The sequence below is a fragment of the Rathayibacter sp. VKM Ac-2928 genome (assembly GCF_022815545.1).
In the GTDB taxonomy this organism is placed as follows: domain Bacteria; phylum Actinomycetota; class Actinomycetes; order Actinomycetales; family Microbacteriaceae; genus Rathayibacter; species Rathayibacter festucae.
The window spans coordinates 16,688-40,370 of sequence record NZ_JALGRU010000005.1 but is presented as its reverse complement, the minus strand read 5'-3'; the positions used below and the strand labels follow the sequence as shown (position 1 = coordinate 40,370).

Genomic DNA, 23,683 nt, shown 5'->3' with positions numbered 1-23,683 from the left:
CCGCGCGCCCGCCGCCCCCCGGCGCGGGTCCGCGGCGATGACGGAGGCGGCGGGTACGGTGGCCCTATGGCGACGACTCCGAAGACGACCCCCCGCGCGAAGGCGAGCGCCCCCGCGCGCTCGAGCACTCCGCGCAACGGCCGCGGCTCCGGGCGGGGATCGTCCGAGAAGAGCACGGTCGCGTTCAGCTCGACCCCGCGCACCAATCCGCTCGTCACCGTCTGGATGGCGCTGGCGCACCTGGCCGGCGGTGCCGCCCGCGCGCTCGGTCCGGAGCGCCTGGCGAAGGAGGAGCGCCGCGACGGCGTCCCCTTCCTGCTCCTGCTGCTCGCAATCACCGGCGCGGTGGTGGAGTGGTTCCTCGCGACCGACCCGGTCGCCCTCGTGCTCGACGCCTGGAGCTTCGGCGGCCTGTTCGGCCGCGTCGCCTACGTCCTCCCCGTGGTGCTGCTGCTCTTCTCGCTCTGGCTGTTCCGCCACCCGCGCTCGGTCGACGACAACGGCCGCATCGGCGTCGGCCTCGCCGTCCTGCTGATCTCCTCCGCCGGGCTCTGCCACGCGCACCTCGGCGCGCCGCAGCCGGGGTCGGGCATCGAGCAGATGGCCGCCGCCGGTGGTGTCCTCGGCTGGCTCGTGGGCGCGCCCCTCGTGGCGATCGCGACCGTGCCGGGCGCCACGGTGCTCCTCTCCCTGGTCGTCCTGCTCTCCCTCTTCATCATCACCAAGACCCCGCCGAACCGGATCGCCGCCCGCTCGCGCGAGCTCTACGGCTACCTCTTCGGCGCCCCCGTCCTCGACGACGAGGAGCGCGCGCGCCTCAAGGCGGAGAGGGCGGCGAGCAAGGCCGCCGCGAAGGCCGAGAGCGAGAAGGCCGAGGACGAGCAGGAGGACGGCGGCGAGCTGCCCTGGTGGCGCCGCACGGACTCCGGTCGCGAGGACGAGCCGACCGTCCAGGCCGAGCTGCCGATCGACGCGCTCGGCGACGAGGACGAGGCGCCGAAGGGCCGGAAGGGCCGCGGCCGCGCGAAGGGCTTCGACACCGCGCTCGAGGAGCCGGCGTCCGCCGAGCGTGACGAGCCGGCCGACCCGCCCACCCGCTCCTACGCGACCGAGGTGATCTCCGAGGCCGAGTCGGCCGAGGCCGCCCTGGCCCGCCACGATCAGAGCGCGACCACCCGCATCCCGCTGGGCGTGGTGGACGACGACGCGACCGGCGTCATCGCGCTCGACGACCTCGACGTCGCCCCCGCGGTCCCGCTCCCGCCGGTGATCGAGACCGGTCCGATCGCGCCGATCGCCGCCGACCCGACCGCCGATTTCGACTCCTCCTTCGAGGAGGAGACCCCCTACCGCCTGCCGTCCGCCTCCGCCCTCTCCACCGGCACGCCGTCGAAGGCGCGCTCGGCGGCGAACGACGAGATGGTCCGCGCGCTCACCGAGGTGCTCCAGCAGTTCAACGTGGACGCGACGGTCACCGGCTTCTCCCGCGGCCCGACGGTCACCCGCTACGAGATCGAGCTCGGCCCGGGCGTCAAGGTCGAGCGCGTCACGGCGCTGAGCAAGAACCTCTCCTACGCGGTCGCCAGCAACGAGGTGCGCATCCTCTCGCCGATCCCGGGCAAGAGCGCGATCGGCGTCGAGATCCCGAACACCGACCGCGAGATCGTCTCGCTCGGCGACGTCCTGCGCTCCGCCGCGTCGACCACGTCGACCCACCCGATGACGATCGGCGTCGGCAAGGACGTCGAGGGCGGCTACGTGGTGGCCAACCTCGCCAAGATGCCGCACCTCCTCGTCGCCGGCTCCACCGGCTCCGGCAAGTCCAGCTTCGTGAACTCGATGATCACGAGCCTGCTGATGCGCGCGAGCCCGCAGGACGTCCGGATGGTGCTGATCGACCCCAAGCGCGTCGAGCTCACGATCTACGGCGGGGTCCCGCACCTGATCACGCCCATCATCACGAACCCCAAGAAGGCCGCCGAGGCACTTCAGTGGGTCGTGAAGGAGATGGACATGCGGTACGACGACCTCGCGTCGTTCGGCTACCGGCACATCGACGACTTCAACGCGGCGGTGCGCAGCGGCGAGATCAAGCTCCCCGCGGGCAGCAACCGCGTCCTCCGGCCCTACCCCTACCTCCTGGTGGTCGTCGACGAGCTCGCCGACCTGATGATGGTCGCCCCGCGCGACGTCGAGGACTCGATCGTCCGCATCACCCAGCTCGCCCGGGCCTCCGGCATCCACCTCGTGCTCGCCACCCAGCGGCCGAGCGTCGACGTCGTCACCGGCCTGATCAAGGCCAATGTGCCCAGCCGCCTGGCCTTCGCCGTGACGAGCGTCACCGACTCTCGGGTCATCCTCGACCAGCCCGGCGCCGACAAGCTCATCGGCCAGGGCGACGGCCTGTTCCTGCCGATGGGCACGAACAAGCCGATGCGCGTCCAGGGCGCCTGGGTCCGCGAGGAGGAGATCGCCAAGGTCGTCGAGCACGTCACGCGGCAGGCCCAGCCGGAGTACCGCCAGGACATCACGGTCCAGGCGCAGCGCAAGGAGATCGACTCCGACATCGGCGACGATCTCGAGCTGCTGATGGCCGCGGCGGAGCTCGTGGTCAGCACGCAGTTCGGCTCGACCTCGATGCTGCAGCGCAAGCTCCGCGTCGGCTTCGCTAAGGCGGGCCGCCTGATGGATCTGCTCGAGTCCCGCGAGGTCGTCGGCCCCTCCGAGGGGTCCAAGGCGCGCGACGTGCTGGTGACCGCCGAGCAGCTGCCGGGGGTCCTCTCGCGGATGCGCGGCGAGGAGCCCGGCGAGCACGCCGCCGCGCCGTCGCCGACCGCACCCGACGCCTACGCCGATCCGCTGGCGGAGCCCTCGGGCCCGGTCGCGACCGACTACCACGACGACGACGAGGGCTCCGACGACGACGCCTGGGCGCTCACGGGGCGCGACTGAGCGATGACCACGCCGCCGAATCGACCGATCACGAGGAACGGCTCAGACCGATGACCAGCCCCACCGCGCACGCCGACGCCGCCCCGAGCAACTGGAACCTGCCCAACGCGATCACCGTGGTGCGCATCCTGCTCGCCCCGGTGTTCTTCTGGCTGCTCCTGGCCGACAACGGCGAGGACGGCGGCGTGCGCATCGCGGCCGCGCTGCTCTTCGTCGTCGCGATCGCGACCGACGGGATCGACGGCCACATCGCGCGCAGCCGCGGGCTGGTCACCGACCTCGGCAAGCTGCTCGACCCGATCGCGGACAAGGTGCTCACCGGCGCCGCGCTGGTCGGCCTCTCGATCCTCGCCGAGCTGCCCTGGTGGGTGACGATCGTCATTCTCGTCCGCGAGATCGGCATCACCGTCTTCCGGATGGCCGTCCTCTCGGACCGGGTGATCCCCGCCTCCCGCGGCGGCAAGCTGAAGACGATCGTGCAGTCCGTCGCGATCTCACTCGCGCTCCTGCCGCTCTGGACCTTCCTCGGCGAGTGGGTGCACTGGCTGAACGGCATCACGATGACGGCCGCGGTCGTGCTCACCGTCGTGACCGGCATCGACTACCTCGCCGACGCGGCGCGCCAGAGTCGCGCGGCCCGCGGGCGCCGATGAGCGCCGAGGAGCTGCTGCAGGCACTCGCGGAGCGCGGTCTCGCGCTGGCGGTCGCGGAGTCGCTGACGGGCGGGGCGCTGAGCTCCGCACTGGTCGAGGTGCCCGGCGCCTCCGCCGTCTACCGCGGGGGAGTGGTGTCCTACGCCACGGACCTGAAGCACCGCCTGCTCGGGGTCGACGCGGAGCTCCTGGCGCAGGAGGGACCCGTCCACCCCGTGGTCGCCGTGCAGATGGCGCGCGGCGTCGCCCGGCAGCTCGGCGAGGCCCGCGCGCGGACCGTCGGCGTCGCGACGACGGGGGTCGCGGGCCCGGAGCCGCAGGGCGGAGCGGCCGTCGGCACCGTGTTCGTCGCGGCGGTCCTGGGCGGGGTCGAGCTCGTGCGCGAGTACCGCTTCGGCGGCGGGCGGCCCGAGATCCGCGCCGCGTCCGTCGCCGCGGCACTCGATCTGGCCGGCGAGCTCGCGGCCTCGGCCGTGTGACGTCCGAGAGTCCCGAACCGCCTCGGAATCGTGGAATGCGCGGGGTTTCGGCCGGGTTACATCTGACGTCGCTCACACGCAAAGTCCAGTCATCCGGTATTAGAGTCGACTCACACGAGCCGGGTAGTGAACAGCTATCCGGCTCTCTCGTACACATCCCCTTCGAATCCGATGCTCCGGCATTCCTCGAAGCGGTGCGCGAGAAGCGGTTGACGTGGAGAAGGAGGGTCCAGTGGTTCTAGTTCGTCAGGAGATCGGCGATGTCCTCAGGGACTTTCGCCTGCAGAAAGGTCGCACCCTGCGCCAGGTGGCGAGCAAGGCGAGTGTCGCTCTCGGCTACCTCAGCGAGGTTGAGCGCGGTCAGAAGGAGGCGTCGTCCGAGATCCTCGCTTCGGTGGCCGATGCGCTCGACACTCCGATCTCGGTGATCATGCGCGAGGTCGGCGACCGTCTCGCGGTCATCGAGGGGATCGACACGATCCCCGACACCATCCCGGCCGACATGGTCGCCGGATTCGACGCGGACCTCGTCTCGCAGTAGCGGATCCGACCTCTTCCCACCCACCGCACCGCACCTCGCGAAGGGCGCCCGAGCTCCGGCTCCGGCGCCCTTCGTCGTTCCCGGAGACGCACCCGCCCGCACCCTCCGGGCTTCCGCCCCGGTTCGGCTTGTTACCGTGGACGCATGCGCCTGAGCGAGTTCCAGCAGCTGGTCGACGACGAGTTCGGCGACGCGTACGCGCGCGTCCTCGTCTCCGACCTCGTGCTGACCGAGCTCGGCGGGAGGACCGCGCAGAGCGCCCTCCGCGACGGCGCGGAGCCCCGAGAGGTCTGGATCGCGCTGTGCCGCGCCAACGACGTCCCCGAGGGCCGCTGGCACGGGATCGACCCGGCGAAGCGCCGGCACTGACGTCGCGCGGCTCCGGCGGCGGTCTGCGGCCCGAAGTCGTGTTCGACACGCCGGGCGCGCCACCATCGAATCCCTGTTCGAACGGGTCTAAGCTCCTCACCAGAAGCAGGATCGCCTCCGTCTCCACAGAAGCGGTCCGGCTCGGCGCCGATGTCGGTGGTCGGGCCTACCGTCGACATCAGTCACACGGACTGCTTCACCGCCTTGTCGCAACCGGCCGGGACCGCATTCAGGGGCACTCGCCCGCGAACGGTCCCGGTACGACACGACAGCCTGTAGGCGATACCACCACGACACGAGAGCGAGACGGCCATGCCCAGTTCCTCAGACCGCGAGAAGTCCCTCGAGACCGCACTCGCCCAGATCGACCGCCAGTTCGGCAAGGGCGCCGTCATGCGCCTCGGCAGCGACGACCGCGCCCCCGTCGAGGTGATCCAGACCGGCTCGATCGCGCTCGACGTCGCGCTCGGGATCGGCGGACTCCCGCGCGGCCGCATCGTCGAGATCTACGGCCCCGAGTCCTCGGGAAAGACCACGCTGACCCTGCACGCGATCGCCAACGCCCAGCGCAACGGCGGCATCGCGGCCTTCATCGACGCGGAGCACGCGCTCGACCCCGAGTACGCCAAGAAGCTCGGCGTCGACATCGACTCGCTCCTCGTCTCGCAGCCGGACACGGGCGAGCAGGCGCTCGAGATCGCCGACATGCTCGTGCGCTCCGGCTCCATCGACCTCATCGTCATCGACTCCGTGGCGGCGCTCGTGCCCCGCGCCGAGATCGAGGGCGAGATGGGCGACTCGCACGTCGGCCTCCAGGCCCGCCTGATGTCGCAGGCCCTCCGCAAGCTCACCGGTGGCCTGAACACCACGAACACCACGATGATCTTCATCAACCAGCTCCGCGAGAAGATCGGCGTCTTCTTCGGCAGCCCCGAGACCACCGCGGGCGGCAAGGCGCTGAAGTTCTACGCGTCGGTCCGCCTCGACATCCGCCGCATCGAGACCCTCAAGGACGGCACGGACGCGGTCGGAAACCGCACCCGTGTCAAGGTCGTCAAGAACAAGATGGCGCCGCCGTTCAAGCAGGCCGAGTTCGACATCCTCTACGGCATCGGCATCTCCCGCGAGGGCAGCCTGATCGACTTCGGTGTCGAGCACGAGATCGTCCGCAAGTCGGGCGCCTGGTACACCTACGACGGCGACCAGCTCGGCCAGGGCAAGGAGAAGGCGCGCCAGTTCCTCATCGACAACCCGGACATCGCGGCGGAGATCGAGAAGCGCATCCTGATCAAGCTCGGCGTCGTCGCCGACCCGAACGCCGTGGTCGACGCCGCCCCGGTCGCGATCGAGACGAAGCAGCCGGTCCGCGAGACCAAGCCGCCCGTCCGCAAGGGCGCCTAGCCCGTGGGGGAGAAGGCTGCGGAGGGGGCACAGGGTCGGCCCGTGGCCTTCCTCCCCTGGGTCAAGGACGACGGGGCGGCCGCCGAGGCGGCCGGGCCCGCCGTCGACGCGATCTCCGAGCTGTCGGCTCACGTCGCGCGGCGCGACGCCGCGCCCTCGAGGGCTCCGGGTCGGTCGTCCCGATCGGACGACTCCGCGGCGGACGTCGCAGAGGACTCCCCGGAGGAGGACTCCTTCGCTGAGGATCTCCCCGAGGAGCCCGACCCCGAGCAGATCGCCGACCGCATCGTCCGCGGCCTGTCGCGCAAGAGCCTCTCGGTCGCCGAGGTCGAGGCACGCCTCTACACCGAGGGCGTCGCCGAGAAGGACGCGATCGACATCCTCGAGCGCTTCACCCGCTTCGGCTACCTCGACGACTACAAGATGGCGGAGTCGCTGGTGATCCAGCTGCGCGAGCGCAAGAAGCTCGGGCGCTCGTCGATCATGCAGGAGCTGCGCGCCCGCAAGCTCGACCCCGACGCGATCGCGACCGCGCTGGACGAGTTCGACGGCGACGACGAGTACCGCACCGCGATGGAACTCGCGCGCAAGCGCCTGCCGAGCCTGCGGTCGCTCTCCGACGAGGTCGCCGAGCGCCGCCTCTCCGGGTTCCTCGCGCGCCGCGGCTACGCCGGCGCGCTCGTCCAGCGCGTCGTCCGCGAGACGGTGCGCAAGCCCGGCTCGAGCGTCCGCTTCCGCTGAGCCTCCGCGCCGCCCGGTCGCCGAGAGTCGGCCGGAGCGGCGCGTAGAATCGCACACCATGAGCACGCTCGGTCCGGTGACCTCCCCCCTCGTCGATGCGCGGCCGAGGACCTACGAGGTCCGCACCTTCGGCTGCCAGATGAACGTCCACGACTCCGAGCGGCTCAGCGGCTCGCTCGAGGCGGCGGGCTACGTCTCGGCCGACGGCGCCGAGGCCGACATCGTCGTCATCAACACCTGCGCCGTCCGCGAGAACGCGGACAACAAGCTCTACGGCAACCTCGGCCACCTCGCCTCGGTCAAGCGCCGGCACGAGGGCATGCAGATCGCCGTCGGCGGCTGCCTCGCGCAGAAGGACAAGAGCGTCATCCTCGAGAAGGCTCCGTGGGTCGACGTGGTCTTCGGGACGCACAACATGGGCGCACTACCGAGACTGCTCGAGCGGGCCCGGCACAACGACGAGGCCCAGCTCGAGATCCTCGAGTCGCTCGACGTCTTCCCCTCGACGCTGCCGACCAAGCGCGACTCGACTTACAGCGGCTGGGTCTCCATCTCCGTCGGCTGCAACAACACCTGCACCTTCTGCATCGTCCCCGCGCTGCGCGGCAAGGAGAAGGACCGCCGTCCCGGCGACGTGCTCGCCGAGATCCAGGCACTCGTCGACGACGGCGCGATCGAGGTCACCCTCCTCGGCCAGAACGTGAACTCCTACGGCGTCGAGTTCGGCGACCGGCAGGCGTTCTCGAAGCTGCTCCGCGCCGCGGGCACGATCGAGGGCCTCGAGCGGATCCGCTTCACCAGCCCGCACCCGGCCGCCTTCACCGACGACGTCATCGACGCGATGGCCGAGACGCCGGCCGTCATGCCGCAGCTGCACATGCCGCTGCAGTCCGGCTCCGACCGCATCCTCAAGGCGATGCGCCGCTCCTACCGCTCCGAGCGCTTCCTCGGGATCCTCGACCGTGTCCGCGACCGGATCCCGCATGCGGCGATCAGCACCGACATCATCGTCGGCTTCCCCGGTGAGACCGAGGCCGACTTCCAGGAGACCCTCCGCGTGGTCGAGGCGGCCCGCTTCGCCTCCGCCTTCACCTTCCAGTACTCCATCCGCCCGGGGACGCCCGCGGCGACGCTGCCCGACCAGATCCCGAAGGCCGTCGTCCAGGAGCGGTTCGAGCGACTGGCCGCGCTGCAGGACTCGATCAGCGAGAGCGAGAACCGCACGGTCGTCGGCCGCCGGGTCGAGGTGCTCGTCGCGACAGGCGAGGGTCGCCGCGACAGCGAGACGCACCGCCTCAGCGGCCGCGCCGAGGACAGCCGCCTGGTGCACTTCGACGTGCCCGCCGGCTCCGAGCAGCCGCGCCCGGGCGACGTCGTCAGTGTCGAGGTCACCCGCGCCGCACCCTTCTACCTGATCGCGGACTCCCTCGACGGTGCTCCGCTGCAGGTCCGCCGCACCCGCGCCGGCGACGCCTGGGACCGTGCTCAGACGGAGTCCTGCGGTGTCCCCGCCGCGCCGGACGCCACCGGAGCACCGAGGGTCTCGCTCGGGCTGCCCTCGCTCCGCCTCCGCCCGATCACGCCGGCCGCGCCGGAGACGCTGACCACGCCGATCTACGACGCCCTCGATGGCGAGCGCTGAGCGGGCGGCGTCCGCCCTCCTCACCGTCGTCGGCGCCACGGGCACCGGCAAGTCCGACCTCTCGCTCGCCCTCGCCGCAGCGATCCGCGCGTCCGGCGGCGCGGCCGAGGTCGTCAACGCCGACGCGATGCAGCTCTACCGCGGGATGGACATCGGGACCGCCAAGCTCCCCGTCGAGGATCGGCAGGATGTGCCCCACCACCTGCTCGACGTCCTCGAGGTCACCGAGGACGCCTCCGTCGCCCGGTACCAGCGCGAGGCCCGCGCGGTGATCGACGACGTCCTGGCGCGCGGCGCGACCCCGATCCTCGTCGGCGGCTCCGGCCTCTACGTCTCGAGCGTGATCTTCGAGTTCTCCTTCGCCGGCACCGATCCCGCGCTCCGGCGGTCTCTCGAGGAGACGGCCGAGCGCGAGGGGTCCGCGGTGCTCTTCGAGCGGCTCCGCGCCGTCGACGCCGAGGTCGCCGCCCGGATCGGCCCGCACAACGTCCGACGGATCGTGCGCGCTCTCGAGATCACCGAGCTCACCGGCTCGCCGAACAGCGCGCTGATGTCGGACACCCCCGTCCCGTGGCGGCCGAGCACGGTCCTCGCGCTGTCCGCGCCGCGCGACGTCCTCGTCGAGCGGCTCGACCGCCGCGTCGAGCGGATGTGGGCGGGCGGCATGCTCGACGAGGTCGAGCGCCTCGTGCCGCTCGGCATCGAGCGGGGCGTCACCGCCAGCCGCGCCATCGGCTACGCCCAGGCGCTCGCGCAGCGCTCGGGCGAGCTGACCGGGGAGGAGGCGATCGCCTCCACCCAGGCGCTCACCCGCCGCTACGCGCGTCGGCAGAACAGCTGGTTCCGCCGCTACCAGGCGGCGCACTGGCTGCCCTTCGACGCTCCGGACCTGCTCGAGCAGGCGCTCGTCCTCGCCCAGGCCGGCGCTCCGGCGCCTCGCTAGGCTGAGCGCCATGACGATCGAGCTGCACTTCACCAAGGGCCAGGGCACCGGCAACGACTTCGTGCTCTTCAGCGACCCGGACGGTGAGGTCGACCTCTCGCCCGCGCAGATCGCGATGATCTGCGACCGGCACTTCGGCGTCGGCGCCGACGGCATCATCCGCGCGGTCCGCTCCCGGTCCCTCGCCGACGGTGCCGCCGCCCTCGAGCAGGAGCCGGAGGCGGAGTGGTTCATGGACTACCGCAACGCCGACGGCTCGATCGCCGAGATGTGCGGCAACGGCATCCGCGTCTACGCGGCGTTCCTGCTCGCCGGCGGTCTGGCGACCCTCGAGCAGGGCGACACCCTCCCCATCGGCACGCGTGCCGGGGTCCGCGACGTCACCCGCAGCGGCGCCGGCTTCCAGGTGGACCTCGGCCGCTGGGAGCTGGCCGGCGGCGAGCCGCTCGTGCGGGCCAAGGAGCTGAAGGTGCCGCGTCCCGGTCTCGGGCTCGACCTCGGCAACCCGCACATCGTCGTCGCGCTGAGCAACGACGAGGAGCTCGACGAGGCCGACCTCAGCTACATTCCGCAGATCGAGCCGGAGCCGGCCGACGGGGCGAACGTCGAGTTCGTCGTGCCGGGCGAGCCGCTGGTGCACGACGGCATCGGCCGGATCCGGATGCGCGTCCACGAGCGCGGCAGCGGCGAGACGCTCAGCTGCGGCACGGGCGCCGCCGCGGCGGCCCTCGCCGTGCGCTACTGGGCCGGAGCGCGCGCTCCGCAGTCCTGGCGCGTGGAGGTCCCCGGCGGCACGCTGGGCGTGACGATGTTCCCGACCGAGGAGGGCGAGCACGTCGGCCTGTCCGGCCCGGCCGACCTCGTCTACACCGGCACGATCCGGATCGACTAGCTCGGGATCGATCGATCGACCGGCGCGGCACCGATCCGTTCCGGCGAGCGCGGCCGACTCCTGCGATCAGGCGATGCGCGTGGTGCGGATGACGCGGAAGCCCTTGGCCGAGGAGATCCGATCGACCTCGAGCCGGCCCTCGAACGTCTCGGTCAGCCAGGTCAGCAGCGAGTCGGCGCCGAGGTTGCGCTGCACGACGAGCCAGCCCTCCGCATCGGGCTCGAGGCGCGGCAGCCAGCGCTCGAGCAGCGCGTGCAGCTCGGCCTTGCCGACCCGGATCGGCGGGTTCGACCAGACGGCGGCGAAGCGGACGTCCTCGGGAACATCCTCGGGCAGCACGGCGTTGACATTGGAGACACCGAGTTCTGCGCAGTTGCGACGGACGAGCTCGAGCGCCCGCTGGTTGACGTCGACCGCCCACACCCGGGCGTCGGGGGAGCCGAGCGCCAGGGCGAGCGAGATCGGTCCCCAGCCGCAGCCGAGATCCAGGAGGTCCCCGCTCGCGGGGGCGTCGGGGACCGCGTCGAGCAGAACACGGGTGCCGAGATCGACGTGGCCGGGGCTGAACACCCCGCCGGCGGTCGTGACCTCGAGGTCGCGGCCGGCGATCCGGGCGCTGATCCTCCGGGGTCGGAGGTCGCCGTCGGGAGTGCTGGTGAAGTAGTGCTCGGCGGCCATGAGAAGTGAACTTATCAACAGCTGAGGAGTTAGTGTTATCCGGATGACGGAAGACCTGAACGAGACCGACACGACCGAGGCCGTGGACGTCGTCTCGCGGGTCCTGGCGAACGCGCAGTCGCGCTCGTCGGGATATTCGCGGTTCGTCGCGGGCGGAGCCCAGGCGCTGCAGAGCGCTGGAGGCGACGTCGAGCGCGACGCCGAGCAGACCGGCGACGGCGATCAGTTCGATCGCGAGGACCGGCAGGCGCTGCGGCGCGTGGCGGGCCTCTCCACCGAGCTCGAGGACGTCACCGAGGTCGAGTACCGCCAGCTGCGCCTCGAGAACGTGGTGCTGATCGGCGTGTACTCGCAGGGCTCGATCGAGGACGCGGAGAACTCGCTGCACGAGCTCGCCGCCCTGGCCGAGACCGCGGGAGCGACCGTCCTGGACGGTCTGCTGCAGCGCCGGCCGCACCCCGACCCGAGCACCTACCTGGGCAAGGGCAAGGCGGAGGAGCTCGCCGGGCTCGTCGCCGCCCTCGGCGCCGACACGGTCGTCGCCGACACCGAGCTGGCTCCGAGCCAGCGCCGCTCGCTGGAGGACGTGGTGAAGGTCAAGGTCATCGACCGCACGGCCGTCATCCTCGACATCTTCAGCCAGCACGCCACGAGCCGCGAGGGCAAGGCGCAGGTCGAGCTCGCGCAGCTCGAGTACCTGCTGCCGCGCCTGCGCGGCTGGGGCGAGTCGATGTCCCGCCAGGCCGGCGGCCAGGTCGGCGCCGGCGCCGGCATGGGCTCGCGTGGTCCGGGTGAGACGAAGATCGAGCTCGACCGCCGCCGCATCCACACCCGCATGGCGCGCCTGCGCAAGCAGATCACCGCGATGAAGCCCGCCCGGGAGGCGAAGCGCGCCAACCGCAAGCGCAACGCGGTGCCGTCGGTCGCCATCGCCGGCTACACCAACGCCGGCAAGTCCAGCCTGCTCAACCGGATGACGCACGCGGGCGTGCTCGTCGAGAACTCGCTCTTCGCGACCCTCGACGCGACCATCCGCAAGTCCGAGACCCCCGATGGGCGCGGCTACACGCTCGCCGACACCGTCGGCTTCGTGCGCGCCCTGCCGCACCAGCTGGTGGAGGCGTTCCGCTCGACCCTGGAGGAGGTCGCCGACTCGGACATCATCGTCCACGTCGTCGACGCCTCGCACCCGGATCCCGCGGGCCAGATCGCGACCGTCCGGGACGTCATCGGCGAGGTGGGCGCGCGGAGCATCCCCGAGATCATCGCGTTCAACAAGTCCGATCTCGTCGACGAGGGCCAGCGGCTCGTGCTGCGCGGTCTCGCCCCCGGCGCCGTCTTCGTGTCGGCGCGCACCGGCGAGGGGATGGACGAGCTCCAGGCGAAGATCGCCGAGATCCTGCCGGAGCCGCAGATCGAGATCGACCTGCTGGTCCCGTACGACCGGGGCGACGTGGTCTCCTCGCTGCACCGCAACGGCCGGATCCTCTCGACGCAGTACGTCGAGGGCGGCACGCACGTCCACGCGCTCGTGCACGAGGACCTCGCCGGCTCGCTCGGCGAGTTCGCGGCTCCCGTCGCCGCCGTCGAGGCGTAGCGGCGGAGCCGGCACCCGGCGCTCGAAGCGCCCGCGACCACGGATCACCTCCGCGGTCGCGGGCGCTTCGTCGTCACGCTGCGCGAGCTGCTCGCCGTGCGTCCCGGTGAACGCAGGAGGGGCGGACGGCTCGATGCCGTCCGCCCCTCCTGCGCGTGTGCGCCGCCGCGTCAGACGGAGCGGAGCACCGCGACGATCTTGCCGAGGACCTCGGCCTCGTCGCCGAGGATCGGCTCGAAGTTGGAGTTGCGGGGGAGCAGCCAGGTGTGGCCGTCGCGCTGGCGGAGGACCTTGACGGTCGCCTCGCCGTCGAGCATCGCGGCGACGATCTCGCCGTTCTCCGCGGTGCGCTGCGAGCGGACGACGACCCAGTCGCCGTCGCAGATGGCGGCGTCGATCATGGACTCGCCGACCACCTTGAGCATGAACAGCTCGCCCTTGCCGACCAGCTGGCGGGGGAGCGGGAAGACCTCGTCGATCTGCTGGTCCGCCATGATCGGCACACCCGCCGCGATCCGGCCCACCAGCGGCACCATCGCCGCGTCGGCGACCGTCGCCGTCGACTCGAACGAGCCGTCGTCCTCGGTCGAGCTCGGCACGTCGATGAGGATCTCGAGCGCCCGGGGGCGGTTGGGATCGCGGCGCAGATATCCGCTCAGCTCGAGCTGGTTGAGCTGGTGGGTCACGCTGGAGAGCGAGGCGAGCCCGACGGCGTCGCCGATCTCCCGCATGCTCGGCGGATAGCCGCGGCTGGACACCGAGCGCTGGATGGCGTCGAGGATCGCGAGCTGCTTCGCGCTGAGGTTCTTCCGTCGGCGGCCCGCCGCGGGCTTCGCCGCCGCCTTCGCCTTCGGCGCCGGAGTCGTCGTCCTGGCCGCCTTCGCCCCGGCCGTCTGCGCGTCGCTCACGATCGTCCCTCTCTCGGTGCGCACGCCGCGTGCGCGCCCTCTCCGTCCGCGTCGAGCACCGATGTCGGTGGTCGCTGCTGTACTGACTGCGGACTCTCGAAACTGTATCCGGCGGGGGTCCGCGTTCGAAACATTCGTTCGAGTGTGTCGCGCGATCCAGCAACGGATGCGACGCGACCGGGTCTTGCCCGGCGCGGTGTTCGAAGATATATTCGGAACAGAGGTTCGGACCGGGTCCTCCCGGCCGAGGACCCGGCCCGAACCCCTGCTGAAAGGAGCGATCACCATGACCGCACAGCCCTCCACCATCGCGCAGCACCAGACCTCCGCACAGCACGTCACCGCTGCCGAGCAGCCCGGTGCGCGCACCCGCCTGCGCCTGACCCGTCGTGGCCGCGCCGTCCTCGCGACGCTCGGCGCCCTGCCCCTCGTCGCGGGCGCCTTCGTCTTCGGACTCAACGGCGGCGGAGCCGTCGCCTCGGGCGAGAGCGCCGACGTCGAGTTCCAGTACGTCACCGTCCGCGCCGGCGAGTCCCTCTGGTCCCTCGCGGAGGAGCTCGCACCGGACTCCGACCCGCGCGACGTCGTCTACGACATCCAGTCGCTCAACCAGCTGGCGAACGCCGGTCTCGAGCCCGGGCAGCGCCTCGCGATCCCGGCGCAGTACGACCTCGCGGACTGATCGAGCGCACCGAGTGCCCCGGTACCATTCCGGGGTGACGACTCTCGACGATCTCCCCCTCCGCGACGACCTGCGCGGTCAGCAGCCCTACGGCGCTCCGCAGGCCGTCGTGCCCGTGGCCCTCAACGTCAACGAGAACACCCACCCCGTCCCTGACGACGTCATCGCCGACATCGTCGAGCGGGTGTCCGTCGCCCTCCGCACGGTGAACCGCTACCCCGATCGCGAGTTCCGGGAGCTGCGCGACTCCCTGGCCGGCTACCTCGGCCACGGTCTGACCGCCGACTCGATCTGGGCCGCCAACGGCTCGAACGAGGTGCTCCAGCACATCCTGCAGGCCTTCGGCGGCCCCGGACGGTCGCTGCTCGGCTTCTCGCCGACCTACTCGATGTACTCGATCCTCGCCTCGGGCAGCGGCACGCGCTGGATCGGCGTCGAGCGCGAGGCCGACTTCCGCGTGTCCGCTTCGTACGCCGCCGACGCGGTGCGCCGCGAGCGCCCCGACATCGTCTTCCTCTGCGCGCCGAACAACCCCACCGGAACCCCGCTGGACCTCGAGACGATCGCCGCCGTCTACGACGCGACCGACGGCATCGTCGTCGTCGACGAGGCCTACGCCGAGTTCGCCGGACGGGACGCGCCGACCGCCCTCGGCCTCCTCGAGGGCCGCCCTCGCCTGCTCGTCTCCCGCACGATGAGCAAGGCCTTCGCCTTCGCCGGCGTCCGCCTCGGCTACCTCGCCGCCGACCCCGCCGTCGTCGACGCCCTCCGACTGGTGCGCCTGCCGTACCACCTCTCCGCGCTGACTCAGGCGGCCGCGACCGCGGCGCTCGCCCACGCGGACGAGATGCTCGCGATGGTGGGCGAGATCATCGTCCAGCGCGACCGGATGATCGACGGACTGCGCGAGCTCGGCTACACCCCGCACGAGACCGGCAGCAACTTCGTCCTCTTCGGCGGCGTCGCCGACCCCGGAGCGATGTTCGAGGCGCTCCTCGCCCGCGGCATCCTGATCCGCGACGTCGGCATCCCGAACCACCTGCGGGTGAGCGCGGGCACCGAGGCCGAGACCACCGCCTTCCTCGAGGCGGTCGCCGCGCTGCCCGCCCGGACGGCGGACCCCGCGGTCGCCCTGGCCCGCGAGTAGCCGCCCGGAGGGTCGGCGGCCCCCGAATACACTGGAGACCATGACCTCCTCGAGCGCCGCTCCCGGGCGCACCGCCTCCCTCCGTCGTGCCACCAGCGAGTCGAGCATCGAGCTGTCGATCGACCTCGACGGCACCGGTGTCGCGGACCTCTCCACCGGCGTGCCCTTCTTCGATCACCTGCTGACGGCGTTCGCGAAGCACTCGCTGACCGACCTGACCGTCCGCGCCACCGGCGACGTCGAGATCGACATCCACCACACCGCCGAGGACATCGGCATCGTGCTCGGCACCGCGATCAAGCAGGCGCTCGGCGACAAGGCCGGCATCTCCCGCTTCGGCGACGCCCTCGTGCCGCTCGACGAGGCGCTGGTCCAGGCCGTGGTCGACATCTCCGGCCGTCCCTACCTCGTGCACGGCGGCGAGCCGGAGGGCTTCGCGCTGCACCTGATCGGCGGCCACTTCACCGGCTCGATGGTCCGCCACGTCTTCGAGGCGATCGCCTTCAACGCCGGTCTGACCGTGCACGTCACCGTGCTCGGCGGGCGCGACCCGCACCACATCGCCGAGGCCGAGTTCAAGGCGTTCGCGCGCGCGTTCCGCCAGGCCAAGGCCTTCGACCCGCTGGTCGCCGGGGTGCCGTCGACGAAGGGCGCGCTGTGAGCGGCGCCCGGCCGTCCGTCGTCGTCTACGATTACGGCTCCGGCAACGTCCACTCGGCCGTCAAGGCGCTCGAGCTCGCCGGCGCCGACGTCGAGCTGACCTCCGACCGCACCCGCGCCCTCGAGGCCGACGGCCTGCTGGTCCCGGGGGTCGGCGCGTTCAGCGCGGTGATGTCGGCGCTGACGGCGGCGCGCGGCGGCGAGATCATCGAGAAGCGCCTCGCCGGCGGTCGCCCGGTGCTCGGCATCTGCGTCGGGATGCAGGTGCTCTTCGAGCGCGGCGTCGAGCGCGGCGTCGAGAGCGAGGGTCTGGGGGAGTGGCCGGGGACGGTCGACCTGCTCCCCGCCGAGGTCGTGCCGCACATGGGCTGGAACACAGTCGCGGTGCCGTCCGGCTCGCGGCTGTTCGACGGCATCGAGGACGAGCGCTTCTACTTCGTGCACTCGTACGGCGCCCGGGAGTGGACGCTGGACGTCATGCCGCCGTTCCCGCGTCCGGCCGTCACCTGGGCCGACCACGGCGGCCCCTTCATCGCCGCGGTGGAGAACGGCCCGCTCTCGGCGACGCAGTTCCACCCCGAGAAGTCCGGCGCCGCGGGCCTGCGCCTGCTCTCGAATTGGCTGGGCGGGCTCCGCACGAACTAGGATCGGCCGGTGGTCGGCGGCTCCGGTGGAGCCGCGGCCGCACCAGCTCCGAGACTGAGGATGACGATGAGCGAGTTCACCAAGGCCCCGGGCCTGGTCCTTCTCCCCGCGATCGACGTGGCCGGCGGCAAGGCCGTCCGCCTGACGCAGGGCGAGGCGGGCACCGAGACGAACTACGGCGACCCGATCGACGCGGCCGGCGACTGGGCCGACCAGGGCGCGGAGTGGATCCACCTCGTCGACCTCGACGCCGCCTTCGGCCGCGGTGACAACCACGGCATCATGAAGAAGGTCATCCGCCAGGTCAAGGGCGTCAACGTCGAGCTCTCCGGCGGCATCCGGGATGACCGCAGCCTGGAGTCCGCGCTCAACGCCGGGGCGAAGCGCATCAACCTCGGCACGGCCGCCCTGGAGAACCCGGAGTGGGCCGCCAGCGTCATCGCGCAGTACGGCGACCAGATCGCCGTCGGCCTCGACGTGCGCGGCACCACCCTCGCGGCGCGCGGCTGGACCAAGGAGGGCGGCGACCTCTGGCAGGTCCTCGAGCGCCTCGAGGAGGCCGGCTGCACCCGCTACGTCGTCACCGACGTCACCAAGGACGGCACCCTCAAGGGCCCTAACCTCGAGCTGCTCGAGCAGGTCATGGCGCGCACCCACCGCCCCGTCATCGCCTCGGGCGGCATCTCCAACCTCGACGACATCGCCGCGCTCCGCGACCTCGTACCGCAGGGCCTCGAGGGCGCGATCGTCGGCAAGGCGCTCTACGCCGGAGCGTTCACGCTCGCCGAGGCGCTCGACGTCGCCTCCGAGTGACCGGGTCGCCCTCGGGTGAGGGCCGGGCGCTCCCCGCGCACCTGACCGATTCGGCAGGGACCCCGTGGGCCGGCCGCCACTTCGAGCAGAGCGCCTCGACGGACGACGACGGCAGCGCGCCCGAGGCCCTGGTCGGTGCCCTGCGCTCGTTCGGCGCCGGAGACGCGGGCCCGGAGGCGGTGGTCGACGCGCTGCGGGTCTCGCGCCTGCTCATCCCCCTGGTCGCGAAGCTCGGCGAGGAGGGCGAGGGAGTCGCAGGGCTCCGCGCCGACAAGTCGCAGGAGCTCTCGATCGTGACGGTCGCCGGGCCGGACGGCCGGACCGTGCTCCCGGTCTTCAGTGACGTCGAGGCGATGCGGCGCTGGGACCGCCTCGCACGCCCCGTCCCGGTCGACGGCCGGCGCGCGGCGCTGGCCGCGGTGGCGGAGGAGACCGAGCTGATGGTCCTCGACCCCGCCTCGCCGCACGAGTTCGCCGTCCGGCGCCCCGCGCTCTGGGCGATCGCCGAGGGCTCGCCGTGGCGATCGAGCCCGGCCGATCCGGAGGTCCTCACCGCGCTGCGGGCGAGCGCCGAGGGGGAGGACGCCGTCGTCTCGCTCGCCGTGCGGCCGGGCGACGCCCGTCAGCGGCTGACGGGACCGGAGCTCGTCATCGTGCTGGAGCTGCGGCCCGGCCTCGACCGCTCGGCGCTCGGCGAGCTGGTCGCGCGACTGGGCGAGCGCTGGGCCGCCGACGAGATCGTCGCCGCCCGGGTCGACTCGATGACCCTCCAGCTGGCGTCCGCTCCTCCGAGCTGACGCGGGGCCTCCCGACTCAGGTGACCGGGCCGGTCCACTTCTCGCCGGGGCCCTTGCCGATCGGGTCGGCGATCGGGGAGGCCTCGCGGAAGGCGAGCTGCAGCGTCCGGAGTCCGTCTCGCAGGCTGCGCGCGTGCATGTCGCTGATGTCGGGGGCACCCGCCGTGACCAGGCCGGCGAGGGCGTTGATCAGCTTGCGCGCCTCGTCGAGGTCGACCTGCGCGCCTGGCTCGTCGGCGAGACCGCACTTCACCGCGGCGGCGCTCATCAGGTGCACCGCGGCGGTCGTGATGATCTCGACCGCCGGCACCTCGGCGATGTCGCGGGTCGCCTCCACGTCGGAGTCGTCGCCGAACCGTCGGGCGTAGTCGTCGTCGTGCTGAGCCATGGGTCCCTCGTTCGGTGAGTCCGGCGCTCGCGAGGACCCCGAGGCGGTGCTCGAGGGGGCGCTCGCGGGGGAGGGGGAGTGGCGGGCTCCGCCCGCTGCCCTTCCGGCCGGAAGTCTGCTATGGTGATGCGGGCTCCGAGGCATGTCCTCGGTTCGAAAGTGGAGATTCTCCCACCCGCGCTTGACCGCTTCACTAGGTTACCGGGTCAGAAGCACTCCGCCTCCGGCAACGGGGGCAGGGCTGCGGTCCTCGAGACACGTCTCGGGGAGCGCGTCGTAGGGTGCAGCGCAGCGCAGTAGATGCGCTTCGCACAGGGAATCACCTCTCTCGGGATGCGCCGGACGAAGAATCCGGCCGCAGAGCAGCAACTCACCGAGATCAGAGGAGAAACGCAATCAGCGATCCCCGTACCAACGACCGAATCCGCGTCCCCGAGGTCCGCCTCGTGGGTCCCGCCGGAGAACAGGTCGGCGTCGTTAAAATCGAGGTCGCCCTGCGACTCGCGCAGGACGCAGACCTGGATCTGGTCGAGGTTGCTCCCAACTCCAAGCCTCCCGTCGCCAAGATCATGGACTACGGGAAGTTCAAGTACGAGCAGGCCCAGAAGCTCAAGGAAGCCCGTCGCAACCAGGCGAACACGATCCTCAAGGAGGTCCGTTTCCGCCTGAAGATCGACAAGCACGACTACGAGACCAAGCGCAAGCGCGCCGAGGGCTTCCTGAAGGCCGGCGACAAGGTCAAGGCCATGATCCTGTTCCGCGGTCGCGAGCAGTCCCGCCCCGAGATGGGCGTCCGGCTCCTGCAGCGCTTCGCGGAGGACGTGTCCGAGTTCGGCCAGGTCGAGTCCACCCCGACCATCGACGGTCGCAACATGGTGATGGTCATCGGCCCGCTGAAGAACAAGTCCGAGGCGAAGGCCGAGGCGAACGCCGTCCGCGCCGCTCGTCGCGAGGCCAACACCCCCGAAGAGGAATCGGCCGAGTCCGAATCCGTCTGATACTTCGCCGCCCCGTCCTCGGGGCCGGTGGACGCCCCGCTCGCGGGGCACCAGTTTCGCCCGCCGAGTGCGCGTGCGACGTCGACAAGGAGAGAACATGCCCAAGATGAAGACCCACTCGGGTGCCAAGAAGCGTTTCAAGGTCACGGGCTCCGGCAAGCTCATGAAGCAGCAGGCCGGCATGCGTCACAACCTGGAGTCGAAGTCCAGCGTCCGCACCCGCCGCCTGAACCAGGACCAGGTCCTCGCCCCGCAGGACGCCAAGGTCGCCAAGAAGCTTCTCGGCCTGTAGTCGACCACCGCGGCAGCCCGCTGCCGCCGTAGTCCTCGACAACCGACCCGGATCGTAAGGAAGAAAGAGAAATGGCAAGAGTCAAGAGGGCGGTCAACGCCCACAAGAAGCGTCGCGTCATCCTCGAGCGCGCCAAGGGCTACCGCGGCCAGCGCTCGCGTCTGTACCGCAAGGCCAAGGAGCAGGTCACCCACTCCCTCGTCTACTCGTACCGCGACCGCCGCGCGAAGAAGGGCGAGTTCCGCCGCCTCTGGATCCAGCGCATCAACGCCGCGTCCCGCGCCAACGGCCTGACCTACAACCGCTTCATCCAGGGCCTCGCCCTGGCCGGCATCCAGGTCGACCGCCGCATCCTCGCTGACCTCGCGATCACCGAGCCCGCGACCTTCACCGCCCTCGTGGCGAGCGCGAAGGCCGCACTGCCCGCCGACACCTCGGCCCCGAAGGCCGCGTAGTCCGCAGCACTTCCCCGAAGGGGGTCACGACGACAGTCGTGACCCCCTTCGTCGTTCCCGCAGAACCTGGTTCCCGCAGGACCTCGTCCCCGCGGGTCGGCCTTCCCCACGGGCGACGTGTCGACCGGGCCCCGCGACGGTGCGCCGATAGGCTCGCCGCATGCTCGACAACCCCCGTTCTCCCCGTGTCCGCTCCGTCGCCAAGCTCACCCGGCGTCCGGCACGGCAGGAGTCGGGGCTCTTCCTCCTCGAAGGCCCGCAGGCGATGTCCGAGGCGCTGCGCTACCGGCCCGAGCTGCTGATGGAGTCTTTCGCGACCCCCACCGCGCTCGAGCGCCACCCCGAGATCGTCGCCGCGGCCGAGGAGGCCGAGGTCGAGATCGAGTACGTGACCGAGGACGTCCTCGACTCGATGGCCGACACCGTCACGCCGCAGGGCTTCGTGGCCGTCTGCCGGCAGTTCCCGACCTCCCTCAAGGACGTCGTCGCCTCCGAGCCCCGCCTCGTCGCCGTGCTCGAGGAGGTCCGCGACCCCGGCAACCTCGGCACGATCATCCGCGCGGCCGACGCCGCGGGTGCCGACGCCGTCGTGCTGACCGGCCGCTCCGTCGACCTCTACAACCCCAAGGTCGTCCGCTCGACCACGGGCTCGCTGTTCCACCTGCCCGTCGCGGTCGGTGCCGAGCTGCCCGACGTGCTGCAGCGGCTGCGCTCCGCGGGCCTTCGCGCCGTCGCCGCCGACGTCAAGGGCGAGGGCCTGCTCGACGTGCGCGCCCGGGGCGACCTCGCGCAGCCGACGGTCTGGGTGTTCGGCAACGAGGCCCGCGGCCTCGAGGACGAGTCGCTCGAGCTGATGGACGGCGTCGTGGCCGTGCCGATCTACGGCGCCGCGGAGTCGCTGAACCTCGCCACCGCCGCCTCGGTCTGCCTTTACGAGAGCGCCTTCGCGCTCCGCTCCTGACGACCCGACGCGCACTCGACCTGAGACGTTTCACGCCAGAACTGAGAGAAGACCACCTCGGCATGGTACGAGGCTGGGAGCGAGCCTCGGTTGTTGCGCTCTGGTTAAGAATCCGCTCATGATTTGACCCACCCATGCCCGTGTGATTCTCTGACGGAATGGAAGCACCCTCCCAGGCCGGGCGATCGTCCGCTGCCGCCCGCGAGCCCCTCGTCGTCCTCGACGGGGTCCAGAAGCACTACGGCGAGTTCCAGGCGCTGAAGGACATCGATCTGACGATCAACCGCGGCGAGGTGGTCGTGGTCCTCGGTCCCTCCGGGTCGGGCAAGTCCACGCTCTGCCGCACGATCAACCGCCTGGAGACCATCTCCGGCGGCACGATCTCGATCGACGGTCAGACGCTGCCGGAGGAGGGCAAGGGGCTCGCCGCCCTGCGCGCCGACGTCGGCATGGTCTTCCAGTCCTTCAACCTCTTCGCGCACAAGACGATCCTCGAGAACGTCACGCTCGGGCCGATCAAGGTCCGCAAGCTCTCGCGCAAGGCGGCCGAGGCGGAGGCGCAGGCGCTGCTCGACCGCGTCGGCGTCGGGCACCAGGCGGGCAAGACGCCCGCCCAGCTCTCCGGCGGTCAGCAGCAGCGCGTGGCCATCGCCCGCGCCCTCGCGATGAAGCCGAAGGTGATGCTCTTCGACGAGCCGACCTCGGCGCTCGACCCCGAGATGATCAACGAGGTCCTCGACGTCATGGTCGGCCTCGCCGAGGAGGGCATGACGATGATCGTCGTCACCCACGAGATGGGCTTCGCGCGCAAGGCCGCGCACCGGGTCGTCTTCATGTCCGACGGCGAGATCCTCGAGGACACCGATCCCGAGTCGTTCTTCACCGCTCCCCGGACCGACCGTGCCAAGGACTTCCTCTCGAAGCTGATCACCCACTAGGTCTCCGGCGCCGCGGACGGACTCCGCCTCGGCCGCCGTTCGACAGGTCGCCCCCCGAACCCCCGGGAGCGACCGGACATCGCCCGCTCCAGCGGGCCACACCCCAGGAAGGACGATCATGCGCACCAAGCTCATGTTCATGACCGCGGGACTCGCCGCAGCGGCCCTCACCCTCGCCGGCTGCGCCGGTGACTCCGGGACCGGCACCGGCTCCGACTCCGGCTCCGAGGGGAGCGGAGCGGCCTACGAGGTCGCCACCGACGTCACCCTCGAGGGCAGCCCCACCTTCGACGCCATGACGGAGGACGGCACGGTCACCATCGGCGTCAAGGAGGACCAGCCCGGTCTGGGCTACCTCGACGCCGCGACCGGCGAGCGCTCCGGCTTCGACATCGAGATCGCGAAGTGGGTCGCCGCCTCCCTCGGCTTCTCCGCGGACAAGATCGAGTACCAGCCGATCCCCTCGGCGAACCGCGAGGCGTCGATCGTGAACGGCGACATCGACTACTACGTCGGCACCTACTCGATCACCGACAAGCGCAAGGAGCAGGTCGGCTTCGCCGGACCGTACTTCGAGACCGGGCAGCAGCTGCTGGTCGCCGCGGACAACGACACCATCACGGGTCCGGACGACCTCTCGGCCGACACCACCGTGTGCTCCGCGACCGGTTCCACCCCGATCCAGAACATCCGCACCAACTACCCCGAGGTCCCGACCGAGGAGTTCGACACCTACTCGCAGTGCGTCGACGCCCTGGCCGACGGCCAGGTCGACGCGGTCACCACCGACGGCGCGATCCTGATCGGCTACGCCGCCCAGCGCCCGGACGACCTGAAGGTCGTCGGCGAGCCCTTCAGCACCGAGCTCTACGGCATCGGCCTCGCGAAGGACGACACCGCACTGCGCGGCTTCATCAACGAGATGCTGACCGACGGCGGTGACACCTGGAGCGCGATCTACGACGAGACCCTCGGCCAGTCCGGCACCACGGTCGAGCAGCCCGCGGTCGACGCGTACTAGGCCGACACCCCTGAGGAGTCCCGGGGCGGTGCGTCGCGCCTCGCCCCGGGACCTCCTCTGCCCCGCGCCGCACCGGCGACCGCTTCCACC

At 71.4% G+C, this 23,683-nt stretch carries 26 protein-coding genes; 23 read left to right on the top strand and 3 right to left on the bottom strand.

From position 1 onward, the window contains the following. Positions 1-66: 66 nt before the first annotated feature. The 10 genes from MT350_RS17415 to dapF all read left to right on the top strand — a co-directional run bounded on the left by MT350_RS17415 (position 67) and on the right by dapF (position 10,613). Complete coding sequence (locus MT350_RS17415; protein ID WP_243598662.1) at positions 67-2,952, top strand: DNA translocase FtsK; 2,886 nt, start codon at positions 67-69, stop codon at positions 2,950-2,952. 50 nt (positions 2,953-3,002) lie between these two features. Beyond that, entirely contained in the window at positions 3,003-3,605 is a 603-nt protein-coding gene (gene pgsA / locus MT350_RS17410) for a CDP-diacylglycerol--glycerol-3-phosphate 3-phosphatidyltransferase (protein WP_243598663.1), read from the top strand. Continuing rightward, complete coding sequence (locus MT350_RS17405; RefSeq protein WP_243598664.1) at positions 3,602-4,084, top strand: CinA family protein; 483 nt, start codon at positions 3,602-3,604, stop codon at positions 4,082-4,084. Before pgsA ends, MT350_RS17405 begins: the two co-directional genes overlap by 4 nt. Before the next feature lie 232 nt (positions 4,085-4,316). After that, a complete protein-coding gene (locus tag MT350_RS17400; RefSeq protein WP_123704950.1) occupies positions 4,317-4,625 on the top strand; it encodes a helix-turn-helix domain-containing protein in 309 nt (102 codons plus the stop codon). Between the two features lie 144 nt (positions 4,626-4,769). Beyond that, positions 4,770-4,994: a DUF3046 domain-containing protein gene (locus tag MT350_RS17395; RefSeq protein ID WP_123737187.1), complete on the top strand. Its 225-nt coding sequence runs from the start codon at positions 4,770-4,772 to the stop codon at positions 4,992-4,994. Positions 4,995-5,306: 312 nt separating this feature from the next. After that, positions 5,307-6,395, top strand: a complete 1,089-nt coding sequence (gene recA, locus MT350_RS17390) for a recombinase RecA (RefSeq protein WP_123444530.1) — start codon at positions 5,307-5,309, stop codon at positions 6,393-6,395. 42 nt (positions 6,396-6,437) lie between these two features. Further along, complete coding sequence (locus MT350_RS20540) at positions 6,438-7,136, top strand: regulatory protein RecX (protein WP_243598665.1); 699 nt, start codon at positions 6,438-6,440, stop codon at positions 7,134-7,136. A 58-nt stretch (positions 7,137-7,194) separates the two neighbouring features. After that, positions 7,195-8,778 (top strand): tRNA (N6-isopentenyl adenosine(37)-C2)-methylthiotransferase MiaB, encoded by a 1,584-nt coding sequence (gene miaB, locus MT350_RS17380; RefSeq protein WP_243598666.1) that lies wholly within the window; start codon positions 7,195-7,197, stop codon positions 8,776-8,778. After that, positions 8,765-9,721, top strand: a complete 957-nt coding sequence (gene miaA, locus MT350_RS17375) for a tRNA (adenosine(37)-N6)-dimethylallyltransferase MiaA (RefSeq protein ID WP_243598667.1) — start codon at positions 8,765-8,767, stop codon at positions 9,719-9,721. The genes miaB and miaA overlap by 14 nt, the downstream gene beginning before the upstream one ends. Positions 9,722-9,731: 10 nt before the next feature. Next, entirely contained in the window at positions 9,732-10,613 is an 882-nt protein-coding gene (dapF, locus tag MT350_RS17370; protein WP_123737183.1) for a diaminopimelate epimerase, read from the top strand. Positions 10,614-10,679: 66 nt separating this feature from the next. On the opposite strand, the gene MT350_RS17365 is transcribed toward dapF, so the two are convergent. Further along, on the bottom strand, positions 10,680-11,291 hold the full coding sequence (locus tag MT350_RS17365; protein WP_243598668.1) for a class I SAM-dependent methyltransferase: 612 nt from the start codon (positions 11,289-11,291) through the stop codon (positions 10,680-10,682). A 43-nt stretch (positions 11,292-11,334) separates the two neighbouring features. Between MT350_RS17365 and hflX the strand changes: the two genes are divergently transcribed. Next, positions 11,335-12,888 (top strand): GTPase HflX, encoded by a 1,554-nt coding sequence (hflX, locus tag MT350_RS17360; RefSeq protein ID WP_243598669.1) that lies wholly within the window; start codon positions 11,335-11,337, stop codon positions 12,886-12,888. 170 nt (positions 12,889-13,058) lie between these two features. Here the strand turns inward: hflX and lexA are convergent, their stop codons facing one another. After that, positions 13,059-13,670, bottom strand: coding sequence for a transcriptional repressor LexA (lexA, locus tag MT350_RS17355; protein WP_243582392.1), 612 nt, complete (start codon positions 13,668-13,670; stop codon positions 13,059-13,061). Positions 13,671-14,082: 412 nt separating this feature from the next. Between lexA and MT350_RS17350 the strand changes: the two genes are divergently transcribed. The 6 genes from MT350_RS17350 (at position 14,083) to MT350_RS17325 (ending at position 18,540) form a co-directional block, all read left to right on the top strand. Further along, a complete protein-coding gene (locus tag MT350_RS17350) occupies positions 14,083-14,478 on the top strand; it encodes a LysM peptidoglycan-binding domain-containing protein (protein ID WP_123737180.1) in 396 nt (131 codons plus the stop codon). 34 nt (positions 14,479-14,512) lie between these two features. Then, entirely contained in the window at positions 14,513-15,625 is a 1,113-nt protein-coding gene (locus MT350_RS17345; protein WP_243598670.1) for a histidinol-phosphate transaminase, read from the top strand. Positions 15,626-15,665: 40 nt separating this feature from the next. Further along, on the top strand, positions 15,666-16,286 hold the full coding sequence (gene hisB, locus MT350_RS17340) for an imidazoleglycerol-phosphate dehydratase HisB (RefSeq protein ID WP_243598671.1): 621 nt from the start codon (positions 15,666-15,668) through the stop codon (positions 16,284-16,286). Next, a complete protein-coding gene (gene hisH / locus MT350_RS17335; protein ID WP_243598672.1) occupies positions 16,283-16,930 on the top strand; it encodes an imidazole glycerol phosphate synthase subunit HisH in 648 nt (215 codons plus the stop codon). Before hisB ends, hisH begins: the two co-directional genes overlap by 4 nt. Before the next feature lie 66 nt (positions 16,931-16,996). Next, positions 16,997-17,743 carry a bifunctional 1-(5-phosphoribosyl)-5-((5-phosphoribosylamino)methylideneamino)imidazole-4-carboxamide isomerase/phosphoribosylanthranilate isomerase PriA gene (gene priA, locus MT350_RS17330; protein WP_123705565.1) on the top strand — a complete coding sequence of 249 codons (747 nt, stop codon included), beginning with the start codon at positions 16,997-16,999 and terminating at the stop codon, positions 17,741-17,743. Further along, on the top strand, positions 17,740-18,540 hold the full coding sequence (locus MT350_RS17325; protein WP_243598673.1) for an SseB family protein: 801 nt from the start codon (positions 17,740-17,742) through the stop codon (positions 18,538-18,540). Before priA ends, MT350_RS17325 begins: the two co-directional genes overlap by 4 nt. 16 nt (positions 18,541-18,556) lie before the next feature. Here MT350_RS17325 and MT350_RS17320 read toward each other — a convergent pair whose 3' ends face one another. Then, the gene (locus tag MT350_RS17320; RefSeq protein ID WP_123444520.1) at positions 18,557-18,928 is read right to left on the bottom strand and encodes a DUF1844 domain-containing protein; all 372 of its coding nucleotides are present in this window, start codon (positions 18,926-18,928) and stop codon (positions 18,557-18,559) included. Positions 18,929-19,323: 395 nt separating this feature from the next. On the opposite strand from MT350_RS17320, the gene infC reads away from it, so the two are divergent. The 6 genes from infC to MT350_RS17290 all read left to right on the top strand — a co-directional run bounded on the left by infC (position 19,324) and on the right by MT350_RS17290 (position 23,593). After that, positions 19,324-19,926, top strand: coding sequence for a translation initiation factor IF-3 (gene infC / locus MT350_RS17315; RefSeq protein WP_123444546.1), 603 nt, complete (start codon positions 19,324-19,326; stop codon positions 19,924-19,926). Positions 19,927-20,023: 97 nt separating this feature from the next. Next, positions 20,024-20,218 (top strand): 50S ribosomal protein L35, encoded by a 195-nt coding sequence (gene rpmI / locus MT350_RS17310; RefSeq protein ID WP_056042364.1) that lies wholly within the window; start codon positions 20,024-20,026, stop codon positions 20,216-20,218. 71 nt (positions 20,219-20,289) lie between these two features. Next, entirely contained in the window at positions 20,290-20,673 is a 384-nt protein-coding gene (rplT, locus tag MT350_RS17305) for a 50S ribosomal protein L20 (RefSeq protein WP_123444519.1), read from the top strand. A gap of 160 nt (positions 20,674-20,833) precedes the next feature. Beyond that, complete coding sequence (locus MT350_RS17300) at positions 20,834-21,634, top strand: RNA methyltransferase (RefSeq protein ID WP_123444518.1); 801 nt, start codon at positions 20,834-20,836, stop codon at positions 21,632-21,634. A gap of 158 nt (positions 21,635-21,792) precedes the next feature. Further along, positions 21,793-22,572 (top strand): amino acid ABC transporter ATP-binding protein, encoded by a 780-nt coding sequence (locus MT350_RS17295; protein WP_123444517.1) that lies wholly within the window; start codon positions 21,793-21,795, stop codon positions 22,570-22,572. Between the two features lie 118 nt (positions 22,573-22,690). Beyond that, on the top strand, positions 22,691-23,593 hold the full coding sequence (locus tag MT350_RS17290; protein WP_243598674.1) for a glutamate ABC transporter substrate-binding protein: 903 nt from the start codon (positions 22,691-22,693) through the stop codon (positions 23,591-23,593). Positions 23,594-23,683: the final 90 nt, after the last annotated feature.